Source organism: Methylosarcina fibrata AML-C10 (assembly GCF_000372865.1).
Lineage (GTDB): Bacteria > Pseudomonadota > Gammaproteobacteria > Methylococcales > Methylomonadaceae > Methylosarcina > Methylosarcina fibrata.
In genome coordinates, this window is sequence record NZ_KB889965.1 from 3,478,187 (window position 1) to 3,489,641 (window position 11,455).

At 58.9% G+C, this 11,455-nt stretch carries 10 protein-coding genes; 3 read left to right on the forward strand and 7 right to left on the reverse strand.

Annotated features, from left to right (window positions below; translation table 11 throughout):
- Positions 1-98: 98 nt before the first annotated feature.
- Complete coding sequence (locus A3OW_RS0116245; RefSeq protein ID WP_020564504.1) at positions 99-1,793, forward strand: ABC transporter ATP-binding protein/permease; 1,695 nt, start codon at positions 99-101, stop codon at positions 1,791-1,793.
- Positions 1,794-1,868: 75 nt separating this feature from the next.
- Here A3OW_RS0116245 and A3OW_RS25240 read toward each other — a convergent pair whose 3' ends face one another.
- The gene (locus tag A3OW_RS25240) at positions 1,869-2,246 is read right to left on the reverse strand and encodes a hypothetical protein (protein WP_020564505.1); all 378 of its coding nucleotides are present in this window, start codon (positions 2,244-2,246) and stop codon (positions 1,869-1,871) included.
- Between the two features lie 667 nt (positions 2,247-2,913).
- On the opposite strand from A3OW_RS25240, the gene A3OW_RS0116260 reads away from it, so the two are divergent.
- On the forward strand, positions 2,914-3,312 hold the full coding sequence (locus tag A3OW_RS0116260; RefSeq protein ID WP_020564507.1) for a TraR/DksA family transcriptional regulator: 399 nt from the start codon (positions 2,914-2,916) through the stop codon (positions 3,310-3,312).
- 67 nt (positions 3,313-3,379) lie between these two features.
- Here A3OW_RS0116260 and A3OW_RS0116265 read toward each other — a convergent pair whose 3' ends face one another.
- The 5 genes from A3OW_RS0116265 to msrB form a co-directional block, all read right to left on the reverse strand.
- Positions 3,380-6,988: a hydantoinase B/oxoprolinase family protein gene (locus A3OW_RS0116265; protein ID WP_020564508.1), complete on the reverse strand. Its 3,609-nt coding sequence runs from the start codon at positions 6,986-6,988 to the stop codon at positions 3,380-3,382.
- Between the two features lie 4 nt (positions 6,989-6,992).
- Complete coding sequence (locus A3OW_RS0116270) at positions 6,993-7,190, reverse strand: hypothetical protein (protein ID WP_020564509.1); 198 nt, start codon at positions 7,188-7,190, stop codon at positions 6,993-6,995.
- The gene (locus A3OW_RS0116275; protein WP_020564510.1) at positions 7,187-7,393 is read right to left on the reverse strand and encodes a hypothetical protein; all 207 of its coding nucleotides are present in this window, start codon (positions 7,391-7,393) and stop codon (positions 7,187-7,189) included. Before A3OW_RS0116275 ends, A3OW_RS0116270 begins: the two co-directional genes overlap by 4 nt.
- A 108-nt stretch (positions 7,394-7,501) precedes the next feature.
- Positions 7,502-8,806 carry a M18 family aminopeptidase gene (locus A3OW_RS0116280; RefSeq protein ID WP_020564511.1) on the reverse strand — a complete coding sequence of 435 codons (1,305 nt, stop codon included), beginning with the start codon at positions 8,804-8,806 and terminating at the stop codon, positions 7,502-7,504.
- Complete coding sequence (msrB, locus tag A3OW_RS0116285) at positions 8,803-9,201, reverse strand: peptide-methionine (R)-S-oxide reductase MsrB (protein ID WP_020564512.1); 399 nt, start codon at positions 9,199-9,201, stop codon at positions 8,803-8,805. Before msrB ends, A3OW_RS0116280 begins: the two co-directional genes overlap by 4 nt.
- A gap of 161 nt (positions 9,202-9,362) precedes the next feature.
- Here msrB and A3OW_RS0116290 point away from each other — a divergent pair, with 161 nt between their 5' ends.
- Positions 9,363-9,935, forward strand: coding sequence for a DUF2058 domain-containing protein (locus A3OW_RS0116290; RefSeq protein ID WP_020564513.1), 573 nt, complete (start codon positions 9,363-9,365; stop codon positions 9,933-9,935).
- Here A3OW_RS0116290 and A3OW_RS0116295 read toward each other — a convergent pair.
- A complete protein-coding gene (locus A3OW_RS0116295) occupies positions 9,908-11,452 on the reverse strand; it encodes an NADH-quinone oxidoreductase subunit N (protein ID WP_020564514.1) in 1,545 nt (514 codons plus the stop codon). The two genes, A3OW_RS0116290 and A3OW_RS0116295, sit on opposite strands and share 28 nt — an antisense overlap.
- Between the last annotated feature and the right edge of the window lie 3 nt (positions 11,453-11,455).

An 11,455-nucleotide genomic window follows, 5' to 3' on the forward strand; every position in this document is an offset into this window, starting at 1 on the left:
AGCTTAATCCAATTTCCATGAATTTGTTCATAATTGCAAAATGAAGGGGGTTTTTAGAGCAATCCCCGAACTGCCTTGTTTCCGAAAAGTAGGTATTGATGAGTCACAACGAAAATTTTTTTATTAAATTCATGAAGCTGGGCGGCCCTTACTGGAGTTCCAAAAACAGGCTGATCATCTGGTTGGAGACGATCCTGCTGGTCGCACTGACGGTGATGCAGATCAAGCTGGCCGTCTACATTACCCAATGGAATGCCGCTCTGTTCGACGCCATAGAACAACGATCGATGGCGGGGGTAAAAACCCAGGCTGTCGTATTGATCCTGATCTTCATCGGCAGCATAGCGATCACTACCGTCCATTTAATCGTCAAACGGCGCCTGTTGATCGGCTGGCGGACCTGGCTGACCGAAAAAGTCATCGCCAAATGGATTCAGCAGGGCCGCCACTATCAGATCACTCTCCTGTCCCACAATGACCACGACAATCCGGACGGCCGCATCGCGGAAGACATTCGTATTGCAATCGATGATGCCATCGCGTTGAGTCATTCTCTGTTTTACTGTTTACTGATGCTGGCGAGTTTCACCCGGATTCTTTGGGATATTTCCGGAAGGGTGGTGTTCGAGTTCGGCAGCGTTTCGGTTCAGGTAATAGGATATCTGGTCTGGATTTCGATCTGCTACTCGATCTGCGCTTCGATTCTGGGCTGGTGGATGGGGAAACCGATGACTTCGGCCACTCACACAAGACAGACCCAGGAGGCCAATTTCCGGCACGATCTGATCGATATTCAAAACAACTCCCAGGCCATTGCCTTGATTCGGGGCGAGAGCAACGAACAGGAACGGCTGCTGGATTCGTTTCGCGCGGTGATCGGATCCTTTGCCGAAGAAACGCGCGCCTGGATTCGCATTCAGTTCTTCAGCTCCGGCTACTCGGTCGCCTCCATGGCCTTGCCGGTTTTGGTCGCCTCGCCTCGTTATGTTGCCGGAGCCATTTCCCTGGGGGTATTGATCCAGTCCGTCCAGGCTTTTCAGCACATGGTTTCCGCCTTGTCGTGGCCGGTCGACAACATGGCCACGATCGCCAAATGGCGTACCTCGGTCGAACGGGTCTTGGGCCTCATGAATGCGCTGGATCATCTGGAGCATGACATTTCCCACCTGAATTCCCATCAGATCCGGGTGCAGGAAGCCGAGGTGGCGGCGCTCAGGTTTACTGGCGTCAGACTGGAAGGTCTGGAAGGCGAGCCGCTTTCGAGCATGGTCAACCATGAAATCAAAGCGGGCGAGCATGTGCTGATTTCCGATCAGGCCAACAACGGCGCCAAGTTGTTTAAGGCGATTGCCGGCCTATGGCCCTGGGGCTCCGGCCGGATTGAAGTGCCGGCGGGCCAGGCGACGTTCTTTATGCCGCCCAAGCCTTATCTCCCGGCTAAATCGTTATTGGAAGCCATTTGCTATCCGAAACACAAAGCGGCGTTCGATCAGACCGAGGTGGAGAAAAAACTCGAACAGGTCGGCCAACAAGCCCTCGTCAATCAGTTGAGCCGGGTCGATGCCTGGGAAGACGTGCTGTCGAACGAGCAGCAGCAGTATCTGGGCCTGGTGCGCGCGTTATTGCATCGGCCGCAATGGATTTTCGTTCAGGAAGCCCTCGATTCGCTGCCGCCCGACGACGAAGCCAGGATGCTCAGGTTATTGGCCCACGAATTGCCGCACGCGGGCATTCTGACGATCACTCATCAGCCGTCGGCCCAGGCTTTTCATCAACGGAAATTAAAGGTGTAGATGGCAGGGCCGAGACCTGTCCGTAAGCGCATTAAAGTGGAGTCTTTTTCAGGATCGGCTCAAGAGGCCGATCGTTCAGACCGCATGCGCCCAATCTATTTTGCCGGGCATCGGGCGCTCGGTCTCCGCTCCGGTATCCGGGGGCGCTACCGCCTCCGGACATTGTTCGACAGGTTTCGTCTCGTTGACCAGATAATTCTTGGCGTCGCCGACATCCCTCGCCTGGGCTTGTCTTGCGGCCTCCAGATCGGGATAGCTGGCCTTGCCGACGACGCCCCACAAGGCAAGAATCATCAGCATCATCGATAACAAGGGGGTGGACACTATCAAGCATTTGATGAGCCCGGACAAGAATTGTCCGGCCAGGACTGCCGCTTGCCGTGCCGGCGGCGTGCTCGCACCCGCGGGTAGTTTAGGAGAAGAGAAGACGGCATCGTGTATTTCAGTGTTCATTGTTGTCTCCGTGAAATGATTTATCATCCAACCGGATACAGATCGCCAATCTTCCGGAAACTCTCGGTCGAATCGCATCTTCTTTCGAAGGAGAGAACTTAATCGAAGTTTTCTTGAATTTTGTTCAAAATTTCTCTTCCGGCCTTCTTTGCAGGACAGTCATTCTTCATTATCAACTTCGATTAAAGAAAATGCCCTTCAAGAGGCTCCGATATTGGCAAAACATCCGGCTTATCATAAACGACCTCTTTATCTGTCACTCCTCCCTCCTATGATTCGCTCATACGATTCCGGCGCTCAATCGGCAAAGAAGAATTCTGCCTCAAGCAGCAATCCTGTTTTATGCCATTGATTCTGCCCGGCGTATTTAGTTTCCTGGCAAATACCATAACAAACAATCGATGGGATTAAAATTGTACCTAAGTACTAGAGCTTGCCGCCGATCGATGCGGACGCTTTCGAACTCCTGCGGCTAACGGCGATGGAACCGATGCGGTCTCCGGGCAATCTGAATCGGTATCTCGCTGACGAAACCCGGTGAGGCAAGGTTTGTGTCCGGTTCGAGCCGGCGTACCGGACTGGGATCCGTGCCGATGAACGAATTCCTCATCTCGGGTTTCCGGCTAAAAAATGTTCCGAAACCGACTTTGAACTTAAGGAAAATGCCATGGCCGCCCCACTGAGTGAATCGCAGCTCAAAATATTCAAGAGAAAGCTGAAGGATCGTTTCATGGCGTTACGGCGGGAAATCAGCGCCGAGCTGCTGCGCTCCGATAAAGAAAAATATGCCGATCTGGCCGGCCGGGTGCACGATCCGGGCGACGAATCCCTGGCCGACCTGCTGGTGGATCTCAAACTGGCTTTCGTCGGCCGCCATGTTCAGGAAATCCGGGACATCGATGCCGCCTTGATCCGCATCGCCGAAAGAAGTTACGGCTCTTGCTGCGATTGCGGGCAACCCATCGGCATCGAACGCTTGATGGCCTACCCCACGGCCCGGCGCTGCCTCATTTGCCAGAATGTACATGAACGCACTTTTGCTCACGGCAATCAGCCGACGTTGTGAAAACGGTTAACGAGGCGGCGAACTCCGGCCAGATGTCTTGCCGAAGTCGGGCCAGGCAAGGGTCGGTTCAGATTGGCTCTTCCGCCCGGCCGAATCCCCCGCCTCCCGGCGTCTCGATCCGGAAGACGTCGCCGGCCTCGATAACGGTTTCGGCGCAGCCCGGAAGGACTTCGATCCGCCCGTCACGGCGGATGACGGTATTCGCGCCCGGCTTTCCGGGCCGGCCGCCGCCGAGTCCGAAAGGCGGGACGATTCTGCGTCCGGACAGGATGCAGGCGGTCATCGGCTCCAGGAAACGGAGGCGGCGCACCACGCCGTCGCCGCCCCGGTAGAGGCCGGCGCCGCCGCTGCCGGTACGGATGGAAAACTCTTCGAGCAGCACCGGAAAGCGCCATTCCAGGACTTCGGGATCGGTGATGCGCGAGTTGGTCATGTGGGTATGGACGGCCGAACAGCCGTCGAAACTGGGGCTTGCACCGGCGCCGCCGCAAATCGTTTCATAGTACTGATAGCGCTCGTTGCCGAACGTGAAATTGTTCATCGTGCCTTGCGCTGCGGCCAGGACCCCGAGTGCGCCGTACAAAGCGTCGACGATGGCCTGGGACGTTTCCACGTTGCCGGCGACAACCGCGGCCGGCGGCTTCGGGTTGAGCAAGGAACCGTCGGGGATGACGATCTCCAGCGGCTTCAAACAGCCGGCATTGAGCGGAATGTCGTCCTGGACCAGCGTCCGGAACACATACAAGACCGCCGCCTTGCAGACCGCTGACGGCGCGTTGAAGTTGTTCGGCTGTTGCAGGGACGTGCCGGTGAAGTCGATACGGGCCGTCCGCCTGTTCCGGTCGACGCGGACGGCGACGGCGATATGGGCGCCGCTGTCCATCGCACAATCGATCGCGCCTTCCGACAGCCTCGCCAAAACCGACCGGACGCAGGCTTCGGCGTTGTTCTGAACGTGTTGCATGTACGCTTGAACCACGGGCAGCGTATAACTGCCGATCATGTTCAGAAGTTCTGTTGCGCCTTTTTCGTTGGCGGCAATCTGCGCCTGCAGATCGGCCAGATTCTGCTCCGGATTGCGTGCAGGATGGGGGCCGGAGCCGAGCCAGGCCCGCACGTCCGACTCCAGCAAGCGTCCTTCCGAAACGATTTTCAAACCGTCGCTGAGGAGGCCTTCCTCGTCGATGCAGCGGCTCGCGGCGGGCATCGAGCCCGGCGAAATGCCGCCGACGTCGGCGTGATGGCCGCGCGCTGCGGTAAGGAACAGTAGCTCTTTGCCGTTGGGCGCAAAAACCGGCTTGACTACGGTGATGTCGGGCAGATGGGTGCCGCCGGCGTACGGCGAATTAAGCAGATACACGTCGCCGGGACGCCATTGACCGCCGTATTTGGCCATCAGCGCCTGCACGCTTTCGCCCATCGAGCCCAGATGCACCGGGATGTGCGGCGCGTTGGCGATCAACTGGCCCCGGGCGTCGAAAATCGCGCAGGAAAAATCCAGGCGCTCCTTGACGTTGACCGAATGCGCCGTGTTCTGCAGCACGAAACCCATCTGCTCGGCGATGGACATGAACAATTTGTTGAATATCTCCAGCAACACCGGATCGGCCCGCGTTCCGGCCGCGAACGCGCGCTGCACGGGCTGGGTGCGGGTCAGGACAAGATCGCCGCTGTTCTGGAGTACGCCCTGCCAGCCGGGCTCGACGACGATCGTGGAAGTCGGCTCGACAATCACGGCCGGGCCCGTAACCGCTCGCTGGGGCATCAGATTTTCCCGGCGGTAGACCGGGGCTTCATGCCATCGGCCGCTGCTGAACAGACGGGTGAAGAGATCGGGTTCGCCGCTGCCCGAATGCGCGGTGAAATGCCGAAAATCCAGCGCCGACGCCTCGCCGCCGATGCACTCGGCCATCGCGGTCTCGATCACGACGGGCCGGTTTTCATGGCAAAATCCGAAACGCTGCCGATAAAGCCTTCGAAACTCGGCCTGCATCGCCGGCTGTTCGGCGAAATCGACCGGAAAGGCGGTATCGGTGCCTTGAAAGCGCAGCAGCAGCCGTCGCTCGGCCCTGATCTGCGCATCGGCCAGGCCCTGGGCCTTGAGCGCCAGCCGGCCTTCGCATTCCAGCTCGTCCAGACAGCCGCGCAGGGCCGTCTCGTCCGCCGTTTCCAGAGGCAGTTCCAGGGCCTGCCGCTTGAGCACGCGAAAATCCGCAAGACCCATGCCGTAGGCCGACAACACGCCGGCCAGAGGGTGCAGCAGAACCGTTTTCATGTTCAGGCGGTCGGCGATTTTGCAGGCGTGTTGGCCGGCGGCGGCGCCATAGCAGCACAAGGCGTATTCGGCCACGTTGTAGCCTTTCTGCACCGAAATTTTTTTGATCGCCGCCGCCATGTTTTCGACCGCGATGTCCAGAAAGCCCTCGGCGACCTGCTCCGGCAAGCGGCTATCGCCGCTTGCCGCGCGGATCCTGCCGGCCAGTTCGCCGAACAATGCTCTGACGCAGCTTTCATCGGGCGGCAAGTCGCCGTTCGGGCCGAATACGGCCGGAAACAGCGGCAGCCGGCCCAGCATCAGATTGGCGTCGGTCACGGTCAAGGGACCGCCTTTGCGGTAGCAGGCGGGCCCCGGATCGGCGCCCGCCGATTCCGGCCCGACGCGGTAGCGGATGCCGTCAAAATGCAGAATCGAGCCGCCTCCGGCGGCGATGGTATGGATGGCCATCATCGGCGCCCGCATCCGGACGCCGGCCACTTCGGTTTCGAAGGCCCGCTCCAGCTCGCCGGCATAATGAGCGACGTCGGTCGAGGTGCCGCCCATGTCGAAAGCGATGATTTTATCGAACCCGGCCCGCATCGAGACCGCCACGGCGCCGACGATGCCGCCGGCAGGACCCGATAGAATGCTGTCCTTGCCCTGAAAGGCGGCGGCTTCGGTGAGCCCTCCGTTCGATTGCATGAACAGCAGACGCGGGCGTTGCCGGGCTTCGCCAAGACCGTCCGCCACCTTTGCGACATAGCGTCTCAGCAACGGAGTCAAATAGGCATCGACCACCGTGGTATCGCCCCGGCTGACGATTTTCATCAGCGGACTGACCTCGTGCGATACCGAGATTTGGGTAAAGCCGATCTGCCGCGCGATGCCGGCCACCTGACGTTCGTGCTCGGGATAGCGCCAGGCATGCATCAGTACGACGGCGAGCGAGCGCAGACCCTGCTCGTAAAGTTTCCGCAACTGAATGCGAACCGAGTCGGCGTCCAGCGGGCGCAGGATATCGCCGTGCGCGCCGACGCGCTCGTCGATTTCGACCACCGTCCGGTAGAGCTGTTCCGGCAGGCGGATGTCGAGCGCGAAAATGTCGGGCCGGTTCTGGTAGCCGATGCGCAGGCAATCCTTGAGGCCTCGGGTAATGGCCAATGCCACGGGTTCGCCCTTGCGTTCCAGCAAGGCATTGGTGCCGACGGTCGTGCCCATTTTGACGCTGCCGACGAGTTCATCCAGCGGAGTTTCGTCGGAGCAAGCCATGATTTCCCGAATCCCCTGCAAGGCGGCGTCCCGGTAGCGCTCCGGATTTTCCGAAAGCAATTTCCGGGAAAAAAGGCGTCCTTCCGGGTTCAGCGCGACGATGTCGGTGAAGGTGCCGCCGCGGTCGATCCAGAATTGCCACCGGCCCATCCGCTTACAGGTCCTGCCGGCTATTGTCCTGAAGCGCGGGCCAGTGCGCGAAAGCGAATATCCAGATCATCACGACGTTGACGACAGGAACCATCAGCACCAGTGTCCACCAGCCGTTGAAGCCGGCCTTTTCGAGAATGCGGAAACCCAGCCACAGGCAGAACGCCACGTAGAACGGCAGCAAAATATAAAACAGCGTCATGGCCGATGCTCCAGCTTGTCGCGGCGGCCGGGCCACGGCGTCAGTGCCAACTGCAGAAAAATCAGCAGCATGCCGAATACCGGCAGAAAGACCAGCGCCGACCATCCCGGATGAAGACCGGCTTTTTTGTAGATGAAAAAGACGGGCGGAAAAAGGAACAGGCCGAGCATAAAAACCTGAAAGAGTTCGGGAAACATCATCATGCGTTATGACCTCGCGGCAGAAAGTCTGGAAATCGGGCTCTTGCGGGTACGGAGCGGCGGACCCGTCCCGCAGGGCGAATTCGGTTCGCCTCCCGGCGGCGGACGGCATCAATCGGCGAAGAAGCGCTTCAGTACCCGGATCAGGTAGTCGTGGTCCAGGACCCCGGCGCTTTCCCGGATGCTGTGCATCGCCCACATCGGATTGCCGACGTCGACGGCGCGAATGCCGAGCTTCGCCGAGGCGATCGGGCCGATCGTGCTGCCGCAGGGCAGATCGCTGCGATGCGAATATTTCTGATAAGGCACCCCGGCTTCTTCGCACCAGTGAGCGAAACGGGCTTCGGAAATGCTTTCCGAACTGTAGCGGCGGCCGGCGTTGACCTTGATCACGGGGCCTTTGTTGACCAGGACCTTGTGATCGGGGTCGTAAGCGTTCGGAAAATTGGGCTGATAGGCATGGGCCATGTCGGCGCTGACCAGGAAACTTCGAGCCAGCGCTCGGGCATAGTCTTCCCCGTCGGTCTCCGTGGCCAGACCGATGCGCCGCAGCATGTCTTTCAGAAAGCTGCCGGCGGCGCCGATATGACTTTCGCTGCCGATTTCTTCGTGATCGAAAAACGCGCACACCAGCGTCGCGTCGGTGCCGCTCAATACGGTTTCGTCGAGCACGGCCTGAAGCCCGGCATGGCACGAAGCCAGGTTGTCCAACTGACTGTCGGTATAAAATTCCTGTTCGGCGCCCCAGAATGCGCCTTTCTGGGTGTCGTAGACGTTCAGATCCCACGACAGGATATGCGCGGCTTCAATGCCGGACAGCTCTTCCAGCAGCGACTGAAAATAAGGCAGCGGCAGTTGCTGTTCGGCCAATACCGACAGGATCAGCGGCAATTCGGTCTGCTTGTTGAACTTCAGGCCGTCTTCGTTGACGGTGCGATTCATGTGAATGGCCAGATTCGGCAGGCGCAGCAGCACCTCGTCGAAGCGGACCCGTTGGGCGGCGATCCGTCCGTGTTCGTCGCGGTAGGCAATCCGTCCGGCCAGGCTCAAATCCCGGTCCGAAAAAGTGGCCAGAATCGGGCCGCCGTAGACTTCCACGTTAAGCCTGGCCAGGCCTTCGCTGCAATTGGCGGCGTTGGGCTTGATCCGAAGGCCCGGCGAATCGGTATGAGCGCCGATGATCTTGAATCCGGCTTCCGGCAACGGCTTTCGGCCGACGACGAACAGCACGATCGAGGAATCGTCGCGGACCACGTAATACCGGCCTTCCGGTTGCAGCGGCCATTTGGCCGCTTCGTCCAGCCGCACGAAGCGGTGGCGCGCCAGCTCCGCTTCGACGCTGTGCACGGCATGCCAGGGGCTGGGGCTGGCGTCGATGAAATCCAGCAAATTCTGAACCTGTAACCGTGCGCTCATGCGTCCTCTTGCAAATCCAGCGAGGCGGAATTAATGCAGTAACGAAGGCCGGTCGGCTCGGGACCGTCGGTGAAGACGTGGCCCAGATGCGCGCCGCAGGACTTGCAGGTGACTTCCACCCGGCGCATGCCGTGGCTGGTGTCGAAGTGCTCTTCGACACTGTCTTGGGAAAGGACGTCCCAGAAGCTCGGCCAGCCCGAGCCCGAATCATATTTGGTCTCCGATTCGAACAACGGGTGGCCGCAGCACGCGCAAAGATAAGTGCCCTTTTTTTTACAGTCGACGTACTTGCCGGTAAAAGGCGGCTCAGTGCCTTTCAGACGGCAGATGTTGAATTGCTCGGGCGTCAATTTTTCGCGCCACTGTTCGTCTGTGGGATGATGGTTCTGTGTCATCGTGTGGTACCTCGGTTGATCATTATTTTGACTCATTGTACCCCCGCCCAAACCGATAGCCAAAAAGACTTGAACGGTTTCCGGCATCCTGATCTTTGACGCTGGGCGGAGGGGCTATATAATGAAGCCCGGTTGGGGCAACATGAAAGTATTAGACACTTATGAGCCAAAAAAAATTATCGTTGCAAGAGCAATTATTGCAGGCCGGATTGGTAAGCTCGGCCAAGGCCAGGAGCGCCAAAACCGAAAAGCACAAGCAAAACCAGCAGCAGCGCAACAGCAAGGAACAGGCGGTCGATGAAGCCAGGGAACTGGCGTTGAAAGCGCAAGCCGAAAAACTGGAACGGGATCGTGAGCTCAACAGGATCAAGCAGGAACAGGAAGAAAAAAAGCAGCTCGCCGCCCAGATCAAACAATTGGTCCAGCAGCACCGGATGCCTATCGATGAAAACGAAATCGACCGGTACGACGACAGCTTTGCCTATCACTTCACCGACAACAACAAGGTTAAAAAGTTGTTCGTGCCGCCTCAGATGCGGGCGCAGATTGCCGGCGGGCGGCTGGCGATCGTCAAGGCCGGGCAGCGCTACGAGGTGGTCGCCGTGGAAATCGCCGAAAAAATCCGGGAGCGCAGTCCGGCGGCGGTCATGGTCCTGAACGCGCCGAAACAGGAGGCGACCGAAAGCCGCGATCCGTATGCCGCCTATCAGATCCCGGACGACCTGATGTGGTAAGGATGGGACGCCTCTTTCGGCCCGGCATTGGCTTCATTCAGTGTGTTTACTTGCTCTCCGGGAGGGGACTTCATTCCGTAAGACGACGTCTGAATGAAGGCAATCAGGGCGCGGGGATAAATGCCGAGCCAGACGACCATCAGGGTGGTGACGGCGAGGGCCGTGCAGGAGATGGGTTTGCTTTCCGGCCGGACCGCCGCCCTTCCCTCATCCTCCGTGCCCATCGCCATGACCACCACGATCCTCAGATAATAATACAGCCCCAAGCCGCTGCCGACGATCAGAAGCGCCAGCAATCCCCATAACTCGCCCTCGACGCCGGCAGTAAAAATATAAAATTTGCCGATGAATCCGGCGGTCAGCGGAATTCCCGCCAGCGACAGCAGCATCAGCGTCAAGGCGGTCGCCAGATAGGGCCTGTGCCAGAAAAGGCCGCGATAATGGGGCAATTCCACCGCTTCCGCATCCGGTGAGGCCAGTATGGATACCACGCCGAAAGCGCCCAGCGTGGTCAGGAAATAAGCGACCAGATAGAAGGCCGCCGATTCCAGGGCCAGATCCGGAGCCAGACTGCCGACCGCGATGAAAGCGATCAACAGATAACCCATGTGAGCGATCGAAGAATACGCCAGTATGCGTTTGACGTTTTGTTGCAGCAATGCCAGGACGTTGCCGCCCAGGATGGTAATCGCGGCGAGGCCCGCGGCCGCGTTCACCGCCGCGGAAGACAGATAATTTCCGGATTGGGCGGCGTAGCGCAGCAGCAGAACGAAAACGGCTCCTTTCGACACAGTGGCGACGAAGGCCGTTATCGGCGCCGGCGCGCCTTCGTAGACGTCCGGCGTCCACATATGGAACGGCACCAGCGACAATTTAAAACCCAGTCCGGCCATGATCAATAGTCCGCCGCTGAGCGCCATCGCGCTGAACGTTTGCCGTCCTGCCAGCAGTAAACCGATAGTGTCGAAGTCGAGCGCTCCCAACTCGGCATAGATCAGCGCCATTCCCATCAGCAAAAAGGCCGAGGATACGCCCGACAGAATCAGGTATTTGCTGGCCGCTTCCAGAGATGCGGAGCGGGTCGGCGAGTAACCGATCAGCACGAACAGGGACACGCTGAGCGTTTCCAGGCCGATGAAAAACGAGGCGAAATGGCAACTGGCCACCAATACCGAACCGCCCAGAAGAGCGATCAGCAGAAGAAGTAACAGCTCTTCGCGCTCGCCTTCGCCGTCTTTGAAATAGTCGTAACAGAAGGCGATCACGGCGATCCCGGACGTCAACAGCAGCGCCATGTAAAACAAGCCGTAGGCGTCCATCCGGATCAGAGGAGTGACCTGAACCGCCGAGCTGCCGGCGGTCATATTCACCGTAACTAACGTCACCAGAAGGCCGATGGCGGCCAGGACGCAGGCCAAAACAAAATGGCGTTTCAGGACGATGGCCGTCATCACAGTGATTACGGTACCGGCAAGGGCAATAAAGGGCAGAAAAGCAATCAGTTGATCGTGGTTCATGGC